This is a genomic window from Sphingomonas horti (genome assembly GCF_009753715.1).
Lineage (GTDB): Bacteria > Pseudomonadota > Alphaproteobacteria > Sphingomonadales > Sphingomonadaceae > Sphingomonas_B > Sphingomonas_B horti.
This window is the reverse complement of the sequence record NZ_WQMS01000006.1, coordinates 152,002-172,874: the sequence shown is the minus strand read 5'-3', so window position 1 is coordinate 172,874 and position 20,873 is coordinate 152,002. Positions and strand designations below refer to the sequence as shown.

The 20,873-nt window shown below is 67.9% G+C and carries 22 protein-coding genes; 11 read left to right on the top strand and 11 right to left on the bottom strand.

What is annotated here, in order from left to right; all coding sequences use genetic code 11:
- Positions 1–79: 79 nt before the first annotated feature.
- Positions 80–283, bottom strand: coding sequence for a hypothetical protein (locus GON01_RS04445; RefSeq protein WP_157026163.1), 204 nt, complete (start codon positions 281–283; stop codon positions 80–82).
- 186 nt (positions 284–469) lie between these two features.
- Here GON01_RS04445 and acnA point away from each other — a divergent pair, with 186 nt between their 5' ends.
- From acnA to GON01_RS04430, 3 genes are read left to right on the top strand one after another with little or no spacing between them, the layout of a single operon-like run.
- A complete protein-coding gene (gene acnA / locus GON01_RS04440) occupies positions 470–3,229 on the top strand; it encodes an aconitate hydratase AcnA (protein ID WP_157026162.1) in 2,760 nt (919 codons plus the stop codon).
- Positions 3,226–3,579, top strand: coding sequence for a GFA family protein (locus tag GON01_RS04435; protein WP_198159774.1), 354 nt, complete (start codon positions 3,226–3,228; stop codon positions 3,577–3,579). Before acnA ends, GON01_RS04435 begins: the two co-directional genes overlap by 4 nt.
- 1 nt (position 3,580) lies before the next feature.
- Entirely contained in the window at positions 3,581–3,829 is a 249-nt protein-coding gene (locus GON01_RS04430) for a CBU_0592 family membrane protein (RefSeq protein WP_157026160.1), read from the top strand.
- Here GON01_RS04430 and GON01_RS04425 read toward each other — a convergent pair.
- Positions 3,826–6,996 carry a WD40/YVTN/BNR-like repeat-containing protein gene (locus GON01_RS04425; protein WP_232328656.1) on the bottom strand — a complete coding sequence of 1,057 codons (3,171 nt, stop codon included), beginning with the start codon at positions 6,994–6,996 and terminating at the stop codon, positions 3,826–3,828. The two genes, GON01_RS04430 and GON01_RS04425, sit on opposite strands and share 4 nt — an antisense overlap.
- A 219-nt stretch (positions 6,997–7,215) precedes the next feature.
- On the opposite strand from GON01_RS04425, the gene GON01_RS04420 reads away from it, so the two are divergent.
- A complete protein-coding gene (locus tag GON01_RS04420) occupies positions 7,216–9,333 on the top strand; it encodes an acylase (protein ID WP_157026159.1) in 2,118 nt (705 codons plus the stop codon).
- 15 nt (positions 9,334–9,348) lie between these two features.
- Here the strand turns inward: GON01_RS04420 and GON01_RS04415 are convergent, their stop codons facing one another.
- Positions 9,349–9,987, bottom strand: a complete 639-nt coding sequence (locus GON01_RS04415) for a S24 family peptidase (RefSeq protein WP_408640896.1) — start codon at positions 9,985–9,987, stop codon at positions 9,349–9,351.
- A gap of 98 nt (positions 9,988–10,085) precedes the next feature.
- Here GON01_RS04415 and GON01_RS16570 point away from each other — a divergent pair, with 98 nt between their 5' ends.
- From GON01_RS16570 to GON01_RS04400, 4 genes are read left to right on the top strand one after another with little or no spacing between them, the layout of a single operon-like run.
- Entirely contained in the window at positions 10,086–10,250 is a 165-nt protein-coding gene (locus GON01_RS16570; protein ID WP_181599942.1) for a hypothetical protein, read from the top strand.
- Positions 10,247–10,513 (top strand): hypothetical protein, encoded by a 267-nt coding sequence (locus tag GON01_RS04410; RefSeq protein ID WP_157026157.1) that lies wholly within the window; start codon positions 10,247–10,249, stop codon positions 10,511–10,513. Before GON01_RS16570 ends, GON01_RS04410 begins: the two co-directional genes overlap by 4 nt.
- A 34-nt stretch (positions 10,514–10,547) precedes the next feature.
- Positions 10,548–11,576 carry a DNA topoisomerase IB gene (locus GON01_RS04405; protein ID WP_157026156.1) on the top strand — a complete coding sequence of 343 codons (1,029 nt, stop codon included), beginning with the start codon at positions 10,548–10,550 and terminating at the stop codon, positions 11,574–11,576.
- A gap of 39 nt (positions 11,577–11,615) precedes the next feature.
- The gene (locus tag GON01_RS04400; protein WP_157026155.1) at positions 11,616–12,773 is read left to right on the top strand and encodes a mechanosensitive ion channel family protein; all 1,158 of its coding nucleotides are present in this window, start codon (positions 11,616–11,618) and stop codon (positions 12,771–12,773) included.
- Between the two features lie 93 nt (positions 12,774–12,866).
- Here the strand turns inward: GON01_RS04400 and GON01_RS04395 are convergent, their stop codons facing one another.
- The 3 genes from GON01_RS04395 to GON01_RS04385 all read right to left on the bottom strand — a co-directional run bounded on the left by GON01_RS04395 (position 12,867) and on the right by GON01_RS04385 (position 14,458).
- Positions 12,867–13,346, bottom strand: coding sequence for a hypothetical protein (locus tag GON01_RS04395; protein WP_157026154.1), 480 nt, complete (start codon positions 13,344–13,346; stop codon positions 12,867–12,869).
- A 143-nt stretch (positions 13,347–13,489) separates the two neighbouring features.
- Positions 13,490–14,041, bottom strand: a complete 552-nt coding sequence (locus GON01_RS04390; protein WP_157026153.1) for a hypothetical protein — start codon at positions 14,039–14,041, stop codon at positions 13,490–13,492.
- A 168-nt stretch (positions 14,042–14,209) separates the two neighbouring features.
- Positions 14,210–14,458, bottom strand: a complete 249-nt coding sequence (locus tag GON01_RS04385; RefSeq protein ID WP_157026152.1) for a hypothetical protein — start codon at positions 14,456–14,458, stop codon at positions 14,210–14,212.
- A 151-nt stretch (positions 14,459–14,609) separates the two neighbouring features.
- Here GON01_RS04385 and GON01_RS04380 point away from each other — a divergent pair, with 151 nt between their 5' ends.
- Together GON01_RS04380 and GON01_RS04375 are read left to right on the top strand one after the other, a co-directional pair.
- Complete coding sequence (locus GON01_RS04380) at positions 14,610–15,725, top strand: sensor histidine kinase (RefSeq protein WP_157026464.1); 1,116 nt, start codon at positions 14,610–14,612, stop codon at positions 15,723–15,725.
- Complete coding sequence (locus GON01_RS04375; protein WP_157026151.1) at positions 15,715–16,461, top strand: LytR/AlgR family response regulator transcription factor; 747 nt, start codon at positions 15,715–15,717, stop codon at positions 16,459–16,461. Before GON01_RS04380 ends, GON01_RS04375 begins: the two co-directional genes overlap by 11 nt.
- 245 nt (positions 16,462–16,706) lie before the next feature.
- Here the strand turns inward: GON01_RS04375 and GON01_RS04370 are convergent, their stop codons facing one another.
- From GON01_RS04370 to GON01_RS04350, 5 genes are all read right to left on the bottom strand, one after another.
- Entirely contained in the window at positions 16,707–17,042 is a 336-nt protein-coding gene (locus GON01_RS04370; RefSeq protein ID WP_181599892.1) for a UrcA family protein, read from the bottom strand.
- Between the two features lie 229 nt (positions 17,043–17,271).
- A complete protein-coding gene (locus tag GON01_RS04365; protein ID WP_181599891.1) occupies positions 17,272–18,585 on the bottom strand; it encodes an APC family permease in 1,314 nt (437 codons plus the stop codon).
- Positions 18,586–18,693: 108 nt separating this feature from the next.
- Positions 18,694–19,344 carry a hypothetical protein gene (locus GON01_RS04360; RefSeq protein ID WP_157026148.1) on the bottom strand — a complete coding sequence of 217 codons (651 nt, stop codon included), beginning with the start codon at positions 19,342–19,344 and terminating at the stop codon, positions 18,694–18,696.
- Between the two features lie 70 nt (positions 19,345–19,414).
- Positions 19,415–19,765 carry an antibiotic biosynthesis monooxygenase family protein gene (locus GON01_RS04355; RefSeq protein ID WP_157026147.1) on the bottom strand — a complete coding sequence of 117 codons (351 nt, stop codon included), beginning with the start codon at positions 19,763–19,765 and terminating at the stop codon, positions 19,415–19,417.
- Positions 19,762–20,076 (bottom strand): NIPSNAP family protein, encoded by a 315-nt coding sequence (locus GON01_RS04350; RefSeq protein ID WP_157026146.1) that lies wholly within the window; start codon positions 20,074–20,076, stop codon positions 19,762–19,764. Before GON01_RS04350 ends, GON01_RS04355 begins: the two co-directional genes overlap by 4 nt.
- Before the next feature lie 96 nt (positions 20,077–20,172).
- Here GON01_RS04350 and GON01_RS04345 point away from each other — a divergent pair, with 96 nt between their 5' ends.
- Complete coding sequence (locus tag GON01_RS04345; protein WP_157026145.1) at positions 20,173–20,853, top strand: ArsR/SmtB family transcription factor; 681 nt, start codon at positions 20,173–20,175, stop codon at positions 20,851–20,853.
- Positions 20,854–20,873: the final 20 nt, after the last annotated feature.

The following is a 20,873-nucleotide window of genomic DNA, read 5'->3' as shown; positions in this document are numbered from 1 at the left end:
TCGAAGGCTTTCTTCTTGGGCGAAGAAAGGGAGGGCTTCGACAGGCTCAGCCCGAACGGGCTCTTAAGGCCCCCTGGTCCTATTCCTCCTCGTCCTCGTCCTCGTCGAGCAGATCGGGATCGTCGGCGTCGAAGGCGAGGTGCTCCTCCAGCGATTCGCTGATCAGGTCGAGCTGCTCGAAGCTCGCCGTCAGCTCCAGCGTGTCCCCGTCCTCATCCTCGATATGAATGACATAGTCGTCGCCGCCCCGCTCGATCGTAAACCGCGAAAGTGCCTTGGCCATGCCCAACTCCTCCTGGTGCGGCCCTCACAACGCACGATCCGGATTCGGGGTGCATGGATTTTCGCGGGCACCCCGGGGCCGCGGCAAACCGCCCTTCCCGCCCGCGCGTGCGCTTGCTAGAGCGCGCTCAACATACGGCCGCTCGCGTGGCTTGAGCGCCGCCCATCAACCAGAAGGGGAACCCCCATGACCGCCGTCGGCCAGGACACGCTCAGCACTCGCTCCACGCTTCAGGCGGGCGGGAAGACCTACGCCTATTATTCGATCGATAAGGCCGCGGCGAAGATCGGCGACGTGTCGGCCCTGCCTTTTTCGATGAAGGTGCTGCTGGAGAACCTGCTGCGCTTCGAGGACGGCGAGACCGTCACCGTTGACGACATCCGCGCGCTGGCGGACTGGCAGAAGGAACAGCGGATCAACCGCGAGATCCAGTATCGCCCCGCGCGCGTGCTGATGCAGGATTTCACCGGCGTGCCCTGCGTGGTCGACCTGGCGGCGATGCGCGACGCGATGAACCGGCTGGGCGGCGACGCGCAGAAGATCAACCCGCTGGTCCCGGTCGACCTGGTCATCGACCATTCGGTGATGGTCGACGAGTTCGGCAACCCCAAGGCGTTCGAGGCCAACGTCGACCTCGAATATCAGCGGAACATGGAGCGCTACGAATTCCTGAAATGGGGATCGAAGGCGCTCAATAATTTCCGCGTGGTCCCGCCGGGCACCGGCATCTGCCATCAGGTGAACCTCGAATATCTCGCTCGCGGCGTCTGGTCCTCGGCCGAGACGGAAGCGGCCGGCCGCTCGGGCGAGCGCCGCCAGGACGACGAATTCGTCGCCTTCGACCGCCGCACCGACAGCGAGCGCCGCGCCGGGCTGGAAGTCGCCTATCCCGACACCCTGGTCGGCACCGACAGCCACACGACCATGGTCAACGGCCTTGGCGTGCTTGGCTGGGGCGTCGGCGGCATCGAGGCGGAAGCGGCGATGCTGGGCCAGCCGGTCTCGATGCTGATCCCCGAAGTGGTCGGGTTCAAGCTGACCGGCGAGCTCGCCGAGGGCATCACCGCCACCGACCTGGTGCTGACCGTCACCCAGATGCTGCGCCAGAAAGGCGTGGTCGGCCGCTTCGTCGAATTCTACGGCCCCGGCCTGAATGCGCTGTCGCTCGCCGACCGCGCGACGATCGCCAACATGGCGCCCGAATATGGCGCGACATGCGGCTTCTTCCCGATCGACCAGCAGACGCTCGACTATATGCGCCTGACCGGCCGGCCCGAGGAGACGATCGCGCTGACCGAGGCCTATTGCAAGGCGCAGGGCATGTGGCGGACGGCAGACACGCCTGATCCCGTGTTTACCGACACGCTGTCGCTGGACATGTCCACGGTGCAGCCGTCGCTCGCCGGGCCGAAGCGGCCGCAGGACCGGGTGCCGCTCAGCCAGGTCGACGAAGTGTTCAACGAGTCGCTGGCCGGCGCATTCGCCGACGTGAAGAGCCATCCGCGCCATGCGGTGGAGGGCGAGGAGCATGGAATCGCCAATGGCGACGTCGTGATCGCCGCGATCACCAGCTGCACCAACACCTCGAACCCGTCCGTGCTGGTCGCCGCCGGGCTGGTCGCGCGCAAGGCCCGCGAAAAGGGACTGACGCGCAAGCCCTGGGTCAAGACCAGCCTGGCGCCGGGCAGCCAGGTGGTCACCGACTATCTCGAGAAGTCCGGGCTGCAGGCGGACCTGGACGCGATCGGCTTCAACCTGGTCGGCTATGGCTGCACGACCTGCATCGGCAATTCCGGCCCGCTGCCGGCGCCGATCAGCAAGGCGATCAACGACAACGACCTGGTCGCCGCGTCCGTCCTGTCCGGCAACCGAAATTTCGAAGGCCGCGTGTCGCCGGACGTGCGGGCCAATTTCCTCGCCTCGCCGCCGCTCGTCGTCGCCTATGCGCTGAAGGGCACCGTCACCGAGGATATGATCAACACCCCGATCGGCAAGGACAAGGCTGGTGAGGACGTGTTCCTGAAGGACATCTGGCCGACCAACGCCGAGGTCCGCGCGCTGATGGAAGCGAACGTGACGCGCGAGATGTTCCAGTCGCGCTATGCCGACGTGTTCCAGGGCGACGCCAAATGGCGCTCGATCAGTGTCGAGGGCTCCGACACCTATCAGTGGCGCGCGGGCTCGACCTATGTCGCCAACCCGCCCTATTTCGAGGACATGGAGATGACGCCGGCGCCGGTCGCCGACATCATCGACGCCAAGCCGCTCGCCATCCTCGGCGATTCGATCACGACCGACCACATCTCGCCGGCCGGCTCGATCAAGGCGGATTCGCCTGCCGGCAAATATCTGATGGAGCATCAGGTCAGCCGCGCCGACTTCAACAGCTACGGCTCGCGGCGCGGCAACCATGAGGTGATGATGCGCGGCACTTTCGCGAACATCCGCATCAAGAACGAGATGGTGCCCGGCGTCGAAGGCGGCATGACGCATTATAATGGCGAGGTGATGCCGATCTACGACGCGGCAATGCGCCACAAGGCGGACGGCACGCCGCTGGTCGTCATTGCCGGCAAGGAATATGGCACCGGCTCGTCGCGCGACTGGGCCGCGAAGGGCACGACCCTGCTGGGCGTGCGCGCCGTGATCGCGGAGAGCTTCGAGCGCATCCATCGCTCCAACCTCGTCGGCATGGGCGTGCTGCCGCTGCAGTTCGCCGAAGGCGTCGATCGCACCACGCTGAAGCTGGAAGGCGACGAGACCTTCACGATCCACAGTGTCGCCGGCCTGCGTCCGCGCCAGGACGTGGAAGTCACGCTCACCCGCAAGGACGGCAGCACCGAGACGTTCAGCACCCGCTGCCGGATCGATACCGTCAACGAGCTGGACTACTTCCTGAACGGCGGCATCCTGCAGTACGTGCTGCGGAAACTGGCGGCCGCTTGAGCGGACTCACCGCATCGTGCGCCTGCGGGGCGGTGACGGTCTCCGTCCCCAGGCGTCCCGATTACATCACCGACTGCAATTGCAGCCTGTGCACCAAGCTCGGGACGACCTGGGTCTATTACGCTCCGGAAGACGTGATCGTCGACGAAAATGGGCTGGACAGTTTCGTGCGGTCGGACCTGGCCGAGGCTTACCTTCGCACCTTCCGGTGCGCGACCTGCGGCTGCGTCACGCATTGGCGGCTGATCCGGCCCTACGAGCCGCCGCGGGCGGGCGTGAACGCGCAGCTCTTCGAGCCGGGCGCGCTGGACGGCATCGAAATCCGCCAGGTGGACGGCCGCAGCTGGTAGGATGAGCCCGCTCGACCTGTCGATCGAAGTCATCGGCTGGACCGGTGCGGCGCTGATCCTGCTTGCCTACCTGCTGCTGAGCGCCGGGCGGCTGCCGGCCCGATCCATCGCCTATCAGGGTGCGAACCTGCTGGGCGCCATTGCCTTTGCGATCAACAGCGGCTGGCACGGCGCGGTGCCGTCGTCGGCGCTGAACGTGGTCTGGGCCGGCATCGCCCTGTTCGCGCTGGTCAGGATGGCGCGCGCCTAGCTTTCGTCGTCGTCCTCGTTGCGCGCGGGTTCGGACGTTCCGCCGCTGTAATAGCGCGCCAGCTCCGCATCGGTGGGCGGCCCAAGCACCGCGTTCAGCTCGGCTGTGATTGCGTCGATGTCGCGCCGCAGCACTTCGTAGCGCTCGATCGCGTCACGGCCGACTTTCTGGTCTGTCGAGTTGGTCTCGCTGTACAGATACGTGACGTGCGTCTGCAGCCCCGGCTGGCTGTAGCGGATCGGCGGCGTGATCAGCTTCTCGGCTAGCGCTTCGACTGTCTTCGCCTTAGCCGGATCCTTCTGCGCCGCCTTGACCCGCGCGACGGCGAAATTGGTATCATGCACCAGCTTCAGCACGCGCAGATTATGCTCCAGCTGCGCTGAGAGGTCGGCATCGGTAACACCCGAAGCCGTGACGCGCGGGTCCTCCATGATGCGCAGCGGCTGGCGCTGGCTGAACGCGCCGGCGCTGAGCACCACCGTATAGTCACCCGGCGCCGCGACCGGCCCGGCCGGGTAGCGCGGCGGCGCGGCGGGCTTGGGCGGCGCCGTCTCGCCGGGCGTCGGGCTCGCGGACGGCCTGGTCTCGCCCGGCGGCGATGGCGCGACCGGCGCGCCCGAATAGCGCAGGTCCCACACGAACCGGTGCATGCCGGGCCGCGCGTCGAGCGCCTTCGGGTAGCTGATATGGAATTTGCCGAGCTCGTCGGTATCGCCGCCCCGCGACGTGTCCTTCGCGGCCGTGCCGCTCGTGAAGCTCCGGATCGCGCGGCCCTGCCCGTCGAGAATGGTCAGCGTAAGGGGTGACCCGCTCATGTCCTCGGCGAGATAATAGTCGATCGTGGCGCCGTTCAGCGGGAATTCGGGGCCGGCCCAGGGCGGCGGGCCGTCGTCGCCGCTGGCCGGGATGCGGACCGCGACCGCGGGCTTGTAGAGCCGGCTGGCCTTCGCTGCTTCGTCGGCCGGCGGCAGCTGCCGCAGCGCGCCGAGATCGTCGAGAATCCAGAAGCCGCGCCCCTGCGTCGAAAGCACCAGGTCGCCATGGGCAAGGCGGATGTCGGTGACCGGCGTGGCGGGCAGGTTCAGCTGGAATTTCTGCCAATGCCCGCCACGGTCGAACGAGACATGGAGTCCGAACTCCGTGCCGGCATAGAGCAGCCCCGGTCGCATCGGGTCCTCGCGCACGACGCGGGTCGGCTCGTCCGCCGCGATGCCGTTGCGGCCATCGGTCAGCCGCGTCCAGTTCTTCCCGTAATCGTCGGTGCGGTAGATGTAGGGCGCGAAATCGCCGAGCAGATAGCGGTAGATCGCGACATAGGCGGTGCCGGCATCGCGCACGCCCGGCTCGATATTCTGCACGCGGCCGCCCGGCGGCAGGCCCCTGGGCGTGATGTTGCGCCAGGTCTTGCCGTCATCCTGAGTGACCCAGACCAGCCCGTCATTGGACCCCGCCCAGATCACGCCGGGCTTCACCGCGGATTCACGGATCGCGTAGAGCGTCGAATAGACCTCCTCGCCGGTCGCGTCGCGCGTGATCGGCTCGCCCGAGGCATATTGCGTGCCCTCGGGCTTCGCGGTCAGGTCCGGGCTGATCCGCTCCCAGCTGACGCCGCCGTCGCGCGAGCGATGGACATATTGGGAACCGTAATAGACGGTGTCGGGGTCGATCGGCGAAATCTCCATCGGCGCCACCCGCTGGAACCGGTAGATCAGGTTCGGCGGCTCATTACCATACAGCGACTGGCTGCCGACCCAGTAACGCTGCTCATTGCCGTTGGTGCGAAGGTCGAGGCGGGAGAACTGCCCCTTGCAGCCGCCCCAGACGGTCTGCGGGTCCTTCAGCTTCGGGATGATCGGCCCGGTCTCGCAACCCGGCCCCTCGCGGAAATACTGGCCGTCGCCCAGCGGCAGCGACGGCACGATCACGGTCGTATTGTCCTGCTGCGCGCCGTAGAGGCGATACGGGAATTGGTCATCGACCGCGACCTGGTAGATTTCGGCGGTCGGCTGGTTGGCCTGGCTGCTCCACGTCGCGCCGCCGTCCAGCGTCACGTTCGCGCCGCCGTCGTTCGACTGGATCATGATCTTCGGATCGCGCGGATTGATCCACAGATCGTGATTGTCGCCGTGCGGCGTGCGTTCGGTCGTGAAGCTCTTGCCGCCGTCGGTCGATTTGAACCAGTCCTCGTCGCCCACATAGACGGTATCCGGGTTGACCGGATCGACGCCCAGCGTCGTGTAATAGAATGGGCGGGTGATCAGCTTGCCGTCGCCGTTCACCAGCCGCCAGGTCGCGCCGGCATCGTCGGACCGGTAGAGGCCGGCCCCCGGCTTCGCCTCGATCAGCGCATAGACGCGGTCCGGCGCCGCGTCGGACACCCCGACATTGGCGCGGCCGAACAGGCCGGTCGGCAGGCCGCCGCCCAGCTTGCTCCAGTGATCGCCGCCGTCGTTCGACTTGTAGATGCCGCCGTCTTCGCTGCCCGAGATGATCGTCCAGGGCTTCCGCTGCCCGCGCCACATCGTCGCGTAGAGCACATTCGGATTGCCCGGCTGCATCTCGATGTCGGCGGCGCCCAGCCGCTCGTTCAGATACAGGACCTTGGTCCAGCTCTTGCCGCCGTCGCGCGTGCGATAGACGCCGCGCTCCCTGGAATCCGCGAACGGGTTGCCGGTCGCGGCGACGAACACCTCGTCCGGGTTGGCCGGGTTGATGCGGACGGCCGCGATCTGCCCGACGTCGCGCAAGCCGGCGAAGCTCCAGGTCTTGCCCGCGTCGGTCGACTTGTAGATGCCGCGGCCGATCGAGACGTTGCTGCGGATCTTTGACGATCCCGTGCCCGCATAGACGATGTTCGGATCGGAATCGGCGACGGCGACCGCGCCCATCGATCCGACCGGAATCTGCCCGTCGCTGACGTTGCGCCAGCTCGCGCCGGCATCGACGGTCTTCCAGACGCCGCCGCCCACGGTGCCCATGTAGAAGGTACGCGGCTGCGACGGCACGCCGGTCACCGCCGTCACCCGCCCACCGCGCCACGGGCCCACTTCGCGGAAATAAAGACCCGCCCATTGCGACGGATCATAGGCCGGAGCCGTCTTCGCTGCGATTGGCGCCGCCAGCATCGTGGCGGCCAGAATAAGGGCGAAGCGGCGCGTGGCGTTCATGCGATCTCCCGGGTCGTCCGATTGGAATCGGATCGTCTGCGTCAGCGAAACAGCAGATCGCCTGCCGGAATGACAGGAAAAAATCAGCCGCCCCGTTGCCTTGGCCGGTCGCGGACCGGCGCGGCGCCGACCGTGAGGGCCGCGGACGGCGTGCTCCTTCAGCCGCCGCCTTGCCGAAACCGCCCGTTTCCCCTCTTATGCCGAGCCGGGGGAGCGGCCATGAAGCGCTGGGCGAAATGGACTCTGGGCATCGCCGGTTTGCTGGCCGTGCTGGCGGCGGTGGATGTAGCCGCCTTCTCGCCGCTCCGCGCGCGGCTCGAAAGCGTGCCCGAACCGGCTGCCGCGCGCGACGTGGTGATCCGGCGCGACCGCTGGGGCGTGCCGCACGTGAAGGGCCGCACCGACGCCGACGCCGCCTTCGGCCTCGCCTGGGCGCAATCGGAGGATGACTTCGCCACGCTGGAGCAGGTGCTGGCAGGCACGCGCGGCCGGCTGGGCGAGCTGACCGGCGCCAAGGGGGCGGCGCAGGACTATGCTTATCACCTGCTCCGCATCCGCGCCGATGTCGATCGCGGCTATGACGCGAAGCTGTCGCCCCAGGTCCGGAGGGTGGTCGAGGCCTATGCCGACGGCATCAATCTCTATGCCGCGCGCCATCCGGAGGAACGGCATCTTCCGGGCCTGTTCCCGGTCACCGGCCGGGACATCGTTTCCGGTTTCGCGCTGACCTCTCCCTTGTTCTTCGGGCTCGATCACACGCTGGGAGCGCTGGCCGGCGACAAGCCGCTGCCGGATGACTCCAACCTGGGCACCGAAAAGGGATCGAACGCCTTCGCGGTCGCGCCGAGCCGGTCGACCGACGGCGCGACTCGGCTGATCCTGAACTCGCACCAGCCCTGGACCGGGCCGGTCGCCTGGTACGAAGCGCATGTGACCAGCGGCGAGGGCCTCGACATGGCCGGCGGCCTGTTCCCGATTGCGCCGTTCCCGCTGACCGGCCACAACCGCGATCTCGGCTGGGCGAACACCGTCAATCGACCGGACCTGGTCGACGTCTATCGCCTGACGCTGGCCGATGGCGGCAAAGCCTATCGCTTCGACGGCGGCACTCGCCCGCTCGGCCGACAGCGCGTGTGGCTGTGGGTGCGTTTCGGCCCGTTCGTGCTGCCGGTCCCGAAGACGGTCTATCGCGCGATCCAGGGGCCGGTGATCGTCAACAAGGCCGGCGCCTTCGCGATCCGCTACGGCAGCATCGGCGAGATCCGGCAGGTCGAGCAATATTACCGGCTGGCGAAGGCGCGCGACTATGGCGAGTGGATCGCCGCGATGCGCATGGCGGCCATCCCCGCCACCAACTTCGTCTATGCCGACAGGACCGGGCGGATCGCCTTCTTCTACAATGCCCGTTTCCCTGAGCGCGCTCCGGGCTTCAACTGGCGCGGCATCCTGCCCGGCGACACCAGCCGCGACCTGTGGCGCCGCCAGCTCCCCTTCGACTCCGCACCGCAATTGGTGGCGCCGCCGAGCGGGTTCCTCGTCAATGCCAACAATGCGCCCTGGCTGGCGACGCAGGAGGGATCGAACCTGAAGCGCACCGCCTATTCACCGCTGCTCGGCGTCGAGGAGAATGTGACCAACCGCGCACTTCGCGCCGTTACGCTGCTTTCGGCCATGCCGAAGCTCGGTGCCGCCGATCTGTGGCGGGTGAAGATGGACACCGGCTTCGATCCGCGCTCGGCCGAGCGGCAGTATCTCGAGCAGGTCCTGCGGCTCGATCTGCACGGCAGCCCCGATCTTGCACGGGCGCAGACGCTGCTCCGCGGCTGGGACGGCACGCTCGACGGCAAGGGCGCCGCCGATGCGCTGGCGTTCATCGTGATCAAATTCGGGCTGCGCGCGATCTACCACAACGAGCCGCCGCCGCCGCCTCGCGAGGCGCTTGCCGACGCGGTGAAGCGGCTCACCGGCTCGTTCGGACGGCTCGATCCGCCGCTGGGCGACCTCGTTCGCCTGCGCCGGAGCAGCCGCGACTTGCCGCTGACCGGCGGACCCGGCGCGCTGCGGGCGATCTATACCCACTATGATCAGGACGGGCGGCTGGTCGGCGACCTGGGCGACAGCTTCATCATGCTCGTCACCTGGGACGCGAGCGGGAAGGTCCGCGCGCAGAGCATCCACCAATTCGGTGCCGCGACCTCTCGCCCCGATTCCCCACACTTTGCCGACCAGGCGCCGCTGTTCGCGCGCGGGCTGCTCAAGCCCGCCTGGTTCCGGGAGGATGAACTCGCCCCGAATATCGTCTGCGCCTACCGCCCCGCCCAGCCTCGCCGCTGCTGAGCCCGGTTCGGAAATCTACGCCAGCCGGCGTCCGGCCCAGACGACGCGTCCGATCACGTCCAGCCGCGACAGCTCAAGCGTCGGCCAGCTGGTATAGGCGGGATTGTCGCTCTTCACCGAAACCCGCCCGCGCGCGCGGTCGACGATCAGGCGCTTGACGTTCAGCGCTCCGTCCAGCCGCAGCACGTATATGCCGTCGCGCAATCCCGGCGCCGCGTCGCCGCGGTCGACCAAGATGTCGTCGCCGTCGTCCAGCGTCGGGGACATGGAATCGCCGACCACCTGGATCACCGACAGCTGCGCGGGATCGAGCCTCAGCCCTCGCAGCCAGCTCGGATCGAAGCGCATCCGCGACCGCGTCCGCTCGTCGTCGGCGAAGGCCCCGGGGCCGGCCGATGCCCGGACGTCGAGTACCGGGACCGAGATCAGCGTCTCTCCTTCCTCGTCGCGTCCGCCGAGCAGCGCCTCGCTGACGCCGAAATATCGGGCGAGCGTGCGACGGTCCTCTTCGTCCAGCTTCTTGGGCACGCCGCGCTTGATGAATTGCTGCACATAGGCGGAATTGCGGCCGAGCAACCGGGACAGCGAGGCATAATCCTCCCGCCTCTCCCGGATCAGCGCCTCAAGCGCGCCACGAGCGTCCGCATCCATCATTTCCTTCTACCATAGGAATTATCCTAGACAAATAGGAAAATGCCTATGAAATAGGAAAACTCCTATCGAACGCGAGTCGCGGAGGGGAGTGGATGATCTTGAGGCAAATCGAACTGTATCTGCGGCGCAGCGGCATGTCGGCGACGACCTTCGGCCGGCAGGTGGCGCGGGACCCGCGGCTGGTGCATGACCTGCGCCGCGGCCGCGAGCTCGGGCAGCGGCTGCGCCAGCGCGTCCGGGCTTTTATCGAGGACGGCCGATGAGGCGCGCCGATCCGTACCGCGCGCTGATCCGCGCGCTGCTCGCGCGCTATCCGGGGCTGATGGTGCTTGCGGGGAGGAGCGAGTCATGGGCCAGCGCCACCTTTACCGGCGAGCGGCACACGCTCACTTGCGCGGCCGGTCCCGACCTGGATGGCATTGAAGAGGAAGAGTTCGCTCTGCCCGGCCATGTCGTCGTCGACATTGCCGCGCGACGCACGGGCGCCCGGGTGATCGTCGACGCGCTGACGATCGAGGACGCGTAAGCTTTCGGAACGGCGCCGAGCGCTCGCGCATTTGATGCGCGTGGCGGACCTCAGCACCTCGCACCTCAGTTTTGTCGATGACGAGATGCCGGGGATCACCCGCCGCCGGATCGGCCGCGCGTTCGGCTATTTTTCGCCGGAGGGACAGCGGATCACCGATCGCGACGAGATCGACCGGCTGAACGGCATCGGCCTTCCCCCCGCCTACACCGACGCCTGGTTCTGCCCCGACCCGCACGGGCATATCCAGGCGATCGGCTGGGACGAGCGCGGGCGCAAGCAGTACCGATACCACCCCGACTTCCGTGCCGCGCAGGATGCCGCCAAATATGACCGCTGCGCCGCGTTCGGCGAAAAGCTGCCGCGCCTGCGCGCCCGCGTCGAGAAGGACCTGAAGCGCCCCGGGCTCGGCAAGGAGAAGGCGTGCGCGGCGGTGGTGCGGCTGCTCGACCTGTCAAAGGTCCGGATCGGCAATGAAGCCTATGCGCAGGACAATCGCAGCTTCGGGGCGACGACGCTGCGCAAGCGTCACGTCGACGTGAAGGGGCGGACGCTGAAGCTCGAATTCCGAGCCAAGTCCGGCAAGATTTGCCGGATCCGGCTGAGCGACGCCTCGCTGCTGCGCTTCGTCAAGCGGATGCAGGACCTGCGCGGCCAGCACCTGTTCCGATGGATCGACGATGAGGGCACTCCGAATCCGGTCACGTCGACCGACGTCAACGCCTATATCCGGGAGGCGATGGACGCGGATTTCACCGCCAAGCATTTCCGCACCTGGGGCGCGTCCGTGGTCGCCTTTCGCGAGCTGTTCGATGCCAGGGGCGACATCAGCCTGAAGGCGATGCTCGCGGCGGTGTCCGACGAGCTCGGCAACACGCCGGCCATCGCCCGCAAATCCTATGTCCATCCGGCCCTGATCGACCTCGCCAAGTCCGGCGCCCATTGGGATCCGGAGATGAAGCTGCCGCGCTCGACCCGCTATCTGCATCGTTACGAGCGCGGCCTGATTGCATTTCTGAACCAGCTCGACGACGCTGCGGCCGACCGGCGCGCGGCCGCCTGACCAGGGAGGGAGACTATCGCTACCGAACGTCCCGCCGGCATGTTCGACTCCGCCAGCCGGCAACTGACCCAGTTTTATTCCGACACCTCGCTGTGGCTGCACCAGCATTTCCTGCAGATCCTGATCGGCGCAGGTGCCGGCGCGCTGATCGTGATCGTGCTGCACATGCTGCGCGGACTCGGCGTGAAACTCTGCCGCCGCGATCGCTCGGGGACCGGATGGGCGACGATCTTCGGCCGCGCCATCGACCGGACCGGCAGCATCTTCATCCTCGCGCTCGCGGCCAAGCTGGTCGACGGCTATGCCGACCCGCCGGCGCTGTTCAGGCAGACGATCGACTTCATCTTTGTGATCGCGAGCGTGATCCAGGTCGCGGTCTGGGTGCGCGAGATCATCCTCGGCTTCATCGAGCACCGCACCGTCGCCGGCGAGCATGACGCGCTGGGCAGCGCGATCGGCATCATCCGCCTGCTGGTCAGCGTCGCCCTGTTCGCGATCGCGGCCGTCGTCATCCTCGACAATCTGGGCGTCAACGTCACCGGACTGGTCGCCGGCCTCGGCATCGGCGGCATCGCGATCGGCCTTGCGGCGCAGGGCATCTTCGCGGACCTGTTCGCGGCGCTGTCGATCCTGTTCGACCGCCCGTTCCGCCGCGGCGATTCGATCGCCTATGACACGACCAGCGCGACGGTGGAGGCGATCGGCCTCAAGTCGACGCGCCTGCGCGCGACCAGCGGCGAGCAGCGGATCATTTCCAACAAGAACCTGCTCGACAAGGAAATCCGCAACAATACGCGGCTGGATCATCGCCGCGGGAAGTTCGCTCTCGGCGTCGTCTGCCAGCTCGCACCGGACCGCGCCGCCGCCCTGCCGGGCCTGCTGCGCGAGATCGTCGAGGCGGAAGGCCAGCAGTTCGTACGGGCGGGGTTCGTCAATTTCGGGCCCAGCACGCTCGATTTCGAAGTCGAGTTCGACGTGCTGAGCGCCGACTATGAAGCGTTCTACGGCGCCCGCCATGCGATCGGCATGGCGATCCTGAGGCGCTTCAACGAAGAGAAGATCGGCCTCGCCTATCCGAGCCAGACGACGTTCACTGCCGCGCCCGACGGGCGGCTGATCATGCCTTACCCCGAAGTGCAGAAAGTGGCCGGGGTCGGCGCCGCAGGCGCCGTCCCCCCCGCGCCGCCCCGGGCCTAAGGGGATTCAGGACCGGGGACCGCCTCCTTGCGGGTCGGGGAGAGTGGGAGGCGGATGCCGGCCGGGGAGGTCCGGCACGGCGCGAGGAAGCTCTCAGGCGGCGAGCGGTTGCGGGGCGCCCGCTGCCAGCATCTGCGTCCAGTTGGCGACGGTCACGCAGTCGAGATATTCGCGCTGCATCTGTGGCGTCAGCACCTCGATCATCTGGCAGCCGTCGATCCAGACCTCGATGACGCCGAATTTGCCGCCGCGACGGCAATGTTTCGCACTCCAGCCTTCGCGGGCCGCGATCGCCAGCACGCGATCGAGCGGCAGGTCGGTCGACATCGCGAAATGGACGCCGTTGTGCCGCCGCGGCTCACCCATCACGCCGACCGCGTCGTCGCCGGTTTCCGTCAGCGTGGTACCGCGCGGATAGACCTCGATCATCGTGCCGTTGTCGGCGCCGTGGAACGCCATCCACGAGCCGATGCCGACCGGCGGAAAGGGCAGCGCGGTGCCGCCCCAGATTTCGGCGAGCACTTCGGCCACGCGCTTCGGATCATCGGCTTCGAACGACAGGTGGAACAGCATGAACGTCTCCGTGACTTCAGCCCTGCATAAACGGGCTGCCGGAGGCGCGCTGTGACAGAAGCCACATCGGGGGGAACGAGGCGTTCGACGAAGCAGCCGCCTCGAGAGGCGGGGCGACCAAGGCCGCCGATGCCGCGACGAAATCAGTTGGGAAGCGAGGTCGTGTCGACCTTGTCGACCCATTGCGGGTAGAAGGCGGGCGACCGGCTCGACCAGCCCGGCGCGGTCGCCGCGGCTTCGCTGATCGACTGGAGCAGCTTGCGCCGCTTCTCAGGATGCAGGTGCGGCAGAGCGGCCGCCGCGCAGAAAGAGCTCGGCAGCCACGGGCGCACGCCCGGGCCGATCAGCCGCTCGTAGAGAAAGCGATAGGCCGAAAAGCTGCCCAGGCGATCCTGCCCCAGGTCGAACGCGCTGAGCGTCACCAGCGGCGTCATGAACGGCTCGACCGCGTCGAGGCCGCTGTCGTCCGGCACCAGCGCGCGGATTTCATCGAGCCGCTCGTACATCTTGGTCTGCGCCTTGATGCTCGCGGCCTCGACCATGTCGCGCGACCAGATCTTGATCGCGTCCTCGCGATCCAGGCCGATATCGAGGGAGCGGCGGATATAGCGCTGCGTCCCCGCGGGGAAGCTCGCAAATTCCTTCATCTCCACCAGGGCCATCGCGCCAGCGGCGGGTCCGACCTTGCTCGCCATCACTTCGTACTCCGACCTTTTGCCGTTAACCTTATGCGCCCACGGTGCTTTCCGGCCCGTTAACCGCACGCGGTCCCCGCGAAGATCGAATCAGAAAGGGTGTTGCAAAGCAACATAGGTTGCGACGAACGCCGCCGCCGTCGCATCAAAGCCGTGGATAACCCGCCTTCACTGGCTGTTGGCGCGCTCGGCTTCGGCCTCGGCCTCCTCGTCATAGCCGGAGGAAGGCGCCGGGTCCTGGCTGCCGGGCGCGGCAGCCGCGGGCGGGTCGGACGCGTCCATCGATTCGTCCGACCCCGCATCGACCTTCGCGTCGGCATCGAACGGGTCCCGCTTCAGCCGCTTCTCGATCGAGGGATCGCGGCCGGCATCCTGGCGCGGGTCGCGCGGCGTGTCTTGAGTTCCGGTGTCGGCCATGGGATCACTCCAGGTCATGTCTTCTGACGCTCCCGTAACGAACGAGCCCGACGTCGGTTTCCTGCTGCCGTTCGATGAACCCGCCCTGCGGTTCGACCGGGGGCGCGCCGCCCAGTCGCCTTCCAGCCTGTGGAGCGTTAGGACGGGCACAATGATGGAAGACACCGGCGATCGCCGGCGCAGCCGCGTCGCGCTCGAGGTCGCCACATATTCGATCCTCGGCTTCTGGCTGTTCTACGTGGTGATCGCGTCGACGCAGTCGCTGATCGTCGGCTGGGACAATCAGTTCGAGCTGGTCCAGCGCCGCATCGGCGTGACCATCGCCGGCATCGCGCTGACCTTCCTGCTCTACGGCATCCTGCGCAAGGTGGACGAGCGCTCGTTCGGCGAACGCATCGCGGTGGCGTTCATCGCGGCGATCCCGTGCGCGATCGGCATCGGCCTTGCCAACTACTTCTTCTTCAACGCCTACAAGCCGGAAGTGATCTATCGCGATCCGGAGATGCTGCGGGAGATGATCCGGCATCCGTACCTGGCGAAGAACGTCGCCGAGATCGCGGTCTCCCGCTATTTCTTCCTGACCGCCTGGGCGGCGCTGTATCTCGCGATTTCATACGCCAGCGAGACGCGCGAGGCGGAGCGGCGCGTCGCCGCCTATCAGCAGACCGCGAAGGAAGCGGAGATCCGGGCACTCCGCTACCAGGTCAATCCGCATTTCCTGTTCAACACGCTGAACTCGCTCTCGTCGCTGGTGATGACCGGCCGCAACGACGAGGCGGAAGCGATGATCATGAACCTGTCGACCTTCTACCGGACCAGCCTGTCCGGCGATCCGATGGACGACGTCCCCTTGTCCGAGGAAGTGCGGCTGCAGCGTCTCTATCTGGCGATCGAGGCGGTGCGCTTCCCGGACCGGCTGGAGACCGACATCGATATTCCCGAAGACCTGATGCGGCTGTGCGTGCCCGGCCTGATTCTCCAGCCGCTGGTCGAAAACGCGATCAAATACGGCGTGTCGAAGGCGAACCGGCCGGTGAAAATTTCGATTTCCGCCCGCAGCGAACGCGGCAAATTGGTGCTGACCGTCTCCGATGACGGCAAGGGCCCGGGGGACGCGGCCGAACATGGCACCGGGGTCGGGCTTGCGAATGTCCGCGATCGGCTCCAAGCACGCTTCGGGAGCAAGGCGGGGCTGGTGACTCACGCGCCGCAAGGCGGGGGCTTCGTCGTGACCCTGGCGATGCCTGAGGTGAGGGATGGTTGTTGAGTCGATTGGTAAGCCTGTTCGTACCCTGATTGTCGACGACGAGCCACTTGCGGTCGAGCGGCTGCAGGTGCTGTGCGCGCGGGAACCGCTGGTGGAGCTGGTCGGCACCGCGTCGGATGGTCATTCCGCCCTGCGGCTGACCGAGGCGCTGGAGCCGGAAGCGCTGCTGCTCGACATTTCGATGCCGGAGCTGGACGGCATGGGCGTCGCGCGCGCGCTGGGCCAGGCAAAGCACCGACCGGCGGTCGTGTTCGTGACCGCGTTCGACAGCTTTGCCGTCGAAGCCTTCAACGTCGCCGCGGTCGACTATCTGCTGAAGCCGGTCTCGCCGGACCGGCTGGCACGCGCGCTGCAACGCGTCGTCGAACGGCGCGGCAGCGTCGAGACAGGCGCGCCGGCAAATAATTACGTGACGGAGTTCTGGGTCCCCCACCGATCCGAGCTGATCCGCATTGCGGCCGAGGACATCGAGCGGATCGACGCCGAGCGCGACTATATGCGGCTTCACATCGGCCAGCGCAGCTATCTGCTGCACCAGACCATCAGCGCGCTGGAAGCGCGGCTGGATCCCGAGCGGTTCATCCGCCTCCATCGGTCGACGATCGTCCGCCGCGACCGGATCAAGGGCCTGAAGCATGACGGCGGTGGGGTTTGGTCGGCCGATCTCGGCAATGGCGAGGAAGTGCGGATCGGCCGCACCTATCTCGATCACGCCAAGGCAATGGCGGGGCGGTAATCAAATCTTCCCCTGCTTTTGCAGGGGAGGGAGGCCGCTCGCCGAAGGCGAGTGGTGGAGGGGCCGTCGCGAAGGGAGGGCCCTTACTTCGCGCTGCGCGCTCAGCCCCTCCACCACGCTGCTCCGCGGCGCGCCCCCCCGGCACCGCCGAGGAGAGGAATGAAAAAAACCCCGGCCCTTGCGGGCCGGGGCTCCGTTGCGGCCCGGGGAAATGGGGAAGCACCCGGGCCTGGGGAAACGACCGCTCAGTTGGCGGCGACGCGAATCTCGCCCTGCGCGCTGGCGAACACCTCGACCAGGCCGCGGCTGGCATTGGCGATCGCCCGCTCCTCGCAGGCCGCGATGGCGTGGCGCGACGCGTAGGAGAGCGCGTCGGCCGGCCCGCAGACGGTGCCGGCGGCGAAGGCGATCCGCTTGTTGAGCGTGGTGCGGCCGGCATCCGACTTCAGGTCGAGGTCGCTGTAGCGGACCAGCACGGAGCGCGGCGCGTTGAGTTCGGCCTGGGCGGGGCTGACCGCGAACGTGACCAGACCGGCGGTAACGGAGGCCAACAGGGCCTTGGCAAGTTGACGGGTAAACATGGCGTGTCCTTCCTTCGAGTGCGTCCGGGCGGCTCCGAAGGGGGCGGAGCCATTTGGCGGCGGGCCGGTTGGGGCCGGGGAGCTCGACCGCCCCGCCGCGCACTCTTGGGTTACGCCCGGGCCTCTGCCCATGCAGCCTTGCTTCGACCGGCAAGGGCATGGGTTCGGCGAAGGTCGGTGCGAACCGACGAATGGAGAATGACGCTCGACGAGCGTCAGGCCGTCGGCCTCAGCGTCTCGCGACCGAACGCCGGGCGAGATAGAGAATCGCGCTGATCCCGATCGCCGCAAACAAGCCGATGATTTCGTTCGGCTGGCCGAGCGCGATCAGCGCCACCATGCTGAGCACCCCGACGGTCGCGGCCACCTTCAGGCCGGGCACGCGGAAAGCGGTGCCCAGCAGCTGCACATTGTCGCGCCGCAGCTTCACCGCGGCGAGGCACGCGCCGATATAGATCGGCGCCGTGGCAAGGGCGGAGAGCAGGACCAGCCAGTCGAACTCGCCGATCAGGGCCAGTGCGGTACCGATAACGGAATGGACCAGGATCGCCACTGTCGGCACCTGGGTGCGCTGGCTGATGCGGCCCAGCGGGGCCGGCAGAAAGCCGTCGCGCGCAAAGGCGAACAGGATGCGCGGTGCGCCGAGCACGTCGCTGCCCAGCCAGGCACCGCGCGAGATCGCGGCTCCCAGCGCGATGACCAGCACCAGCCCGGGATGGACCACGCCCAGCGCCTCGGCGAGCGGCTCCTTCGACGTAGCGAGCTGCGGCCCGAGCAGTCCCTGCGCGACCACCTGGATCGCGATGTACAGCAACAGCACGCCGCCCATCGCCAGCATCAGCGCCCGGGGCACGGTGCGCTCCGGCCGCGAGACTTCGCCGCTCGCGCTCAACATCGTTTCCATGCCGGAAAAGGTGAAGATCGACAGGATGATCGCCGCCCCGAAAGAGCCCGGATCGATGCTGCCGGTGGGCTTCAGATTGGCGGGATCGACCCAGAAGGCGCCGACAACGACGAACAGCAGCAGCGGCACCAGCTTCACGACGGTGGCGATGCCGGCGAAACGGGCGCCTTCCCGCGCGCCGCGCAGGTTGATCCCGGTGACCAGCGCCATCACGGCGACGATCAGCACCACGCGCTGCACGGCCGGGGATCCGACCGGGTAGAGCGCGACGATCGCATCCGCGAAGGCCGCCGCGATCCCGCCCGCGGCCAGCACGCAGCTCAGCCACAGCATCATGCCGGCGATGAAGCCGAGCGCTGGACCGAAGGCCGCTTCGACATAGGCATAGGTGCCCCCGCTCGAGGGGACGCGGCTCCCGGCTTCCGCGCAGCAGAGCACGATCGCACCCATCGCCACTCCGCAGGCGAGCAGGGCAAAGGGCGCCCAGGCCCCGACCGATCCTGCCAGCGCCGCCGGCGCCGCGAAGATGCCGCCGCCGACCACGACGTTGATGATGGTCGCGGCAAAACTCCAGACGCCGATTTCCCGGACGAGCCCTGCGTCGCGGTGAGCCGCTTCTTCCTTGATCAACGTCGCCAAGCTGGACCCCCTCTTATCAAAGGCCAGCTTTCAGGCTTTTGCGCGCAATGGCAAGCGCGCATGAAGAAGGGGCGCGACCTTGCCCGGCCGCGCCCCTGGTCCGCCGAATCAATGATGCTCGGTGACGGTGGTGGTCGTCTTGACCTTCGGCGTCGTCTTCACCGTGCGCGTCGTGATCGTGCGGCGCTTGTGCACGGGCGCCTTGCGGACGGTGCCCGATCCAGAGGTGACGGTCGCCCCGCTCGTCTCCGTCGAGGTGGTCACCGTCGTCTGCGCCGGCGGCGTGGCGGCTGCGGTAGCTGCGGCCGCGCGCGCGGCGGCGGCATCGGCCGCGGCCCTTTGCGCCGCATCCTGCGCCGCGTCGGCGCGGGCGTTCGCCGCGGCCGCCTGGTCCTGGGCCGCGCCGATCGCGGCCTGGGCCTGCATCTGCTGCGCGGCGCTGGCAGCGCTTTCCGCCTGCTGCGTCTTGGCCAGCGCGCGGTCAGCCAGTTCCGACGCCTTCAGGGCCGCGTTGATCGCCTGGCGCTCATGGCCCCGTCCCAGTTGCTCCCGCGCGTCGCGCAGCGACGCCTGCGCCTCGGTGGAAAGCGATGCGTCCACGCCGGCGCCGCCGGTCTGCAGCATGGCGCTTATCTTGGCATCGGCCTCGGCGATCGTCTGACGCGCCCGATCCTTCTCGCCGGCCAGCGCCGGCGTCGCCGCCGCAATCAGCAACCCCGAGAGCGCGATGCTTCGCGCCAGATTCTGAATGCGTGTCATTACTCTACTCCCGACTTGTTGAAGCCGGGCCGCAAAACGACCGGGCGCAAGCGGCGGTTCCTGATTTCGATCAGGCTTGCGGGCGGCCGCCGTCGCTATCCGCCGGCGCCTGCGCGCGATCCCGGAGCGTGTAGTCCCGGGAAACGTCCGCGATTCGAATGCGGTAGTCGCGAAACACGCCGCTGCGTCCGCGGGCCTGGCCGGCGCGGTGCTCGGGCCGGTTGCGCCAGGCGGCGACTGCCCCTTCGTCCTCCCAGAACGACAGCGACAACAGCTTTTCCGGGTCGGAGAGGCTGCGGAACCGTTCGACCGAAATGAAGCCCGGTACGCCGTCCAGCAGCGGGCGGAGCCGCGCGGCCAGGTCGAGATATTCAGAGCCGTGCGCCGGGGCGGTCCATCCCTCGGACATCACCGCGATCATGCGCGGGGCCCCGCAATCGGCCGCAGGAACAGCCGGTCCTCGCGCCGGATGAACTGCTCCGCCTTCGCGAAGGCGAAATTGTCGCGCGCCGCGGCATGTTCCCGCAACCGCGCGCGATAGGCTTCGTACGCGGCGAGGCTCTCGATCGTGTAAACCCCATAGCCGACGGTCGCCGACCCTTCGTGCGGCGCGAAATAGCCGATCAGATCGGCGCCGCACGCCGGAATCGCCTCGCCCCAGACGGCGGCGTCGCGCTCAAATTCCTCGACCTTGAACGGGTCCAACTCGTAGCGGATGAAGCAGGTGATCATGGGCCGTCCTCCTCGCGCCGCTGGTAGGCGGCGGGCCGCCTCGATGTTTCGCTCTCGTCCGAAGCATCGGGGCCGCCGCCATGCTAGGGTGGCGCGATGACCACGATCATCCGGCTGGCAGAAACCGCATCGCTGATCGGTGACCCCACCCGCGCGGCAATGCTGTACGCGCTGATGGACGGCCGCGCCTTTACTGCCGGCGAGCTGGCGGAGGCCGCCGGCGTCACGCCGCAGACGGCGAGCGGCCATCTTGCCCAACTAGTCGCCGCCGGGATGCTCGCGGTCGAGGCGCAGGGGCGGCACCGCTATTTCCGCATCGCGTCCGCGGAGATCGGCGCCATCCTCGAAGGGCTGCAACTCGTTACCGCCGATCGGATCGGCCGCCTGCCGCGCCCCGGGCCGCGCGACGCGGCCTTGCGCAAGGCCCGCATCTGCTACGACCATCTGGCCGGCGAGCTCGGCGTCGCGCTGTTCGCCGCGCTCGCCGGAGCGGGCCATCTGCGTCTTTCCGCCGACGGCGCCGCGCTCAGCGACAGCGGCACCGCCCTGCTCGGATCGCTGGACATCGAGGTCCCCGCACGCCGGCGCCCGACCTGCCGGCCCTGCCTGGACTGGAGCGAGCGCCGCCATCACCTGGCGGGGCAGGCCGGGGCCGCGATCTGCACGGCCGCGCTCGCCCGCGGCTGGGTGCGTCGCCGGCACGGTTCGCGCGCGCTGGACGTGACGCCCACCGGCACCCGCGCCTTCGCCGCCGGCTTCGGCGTGCGCCTGCCATAGCTTGTCGAAGCCCGACCTTC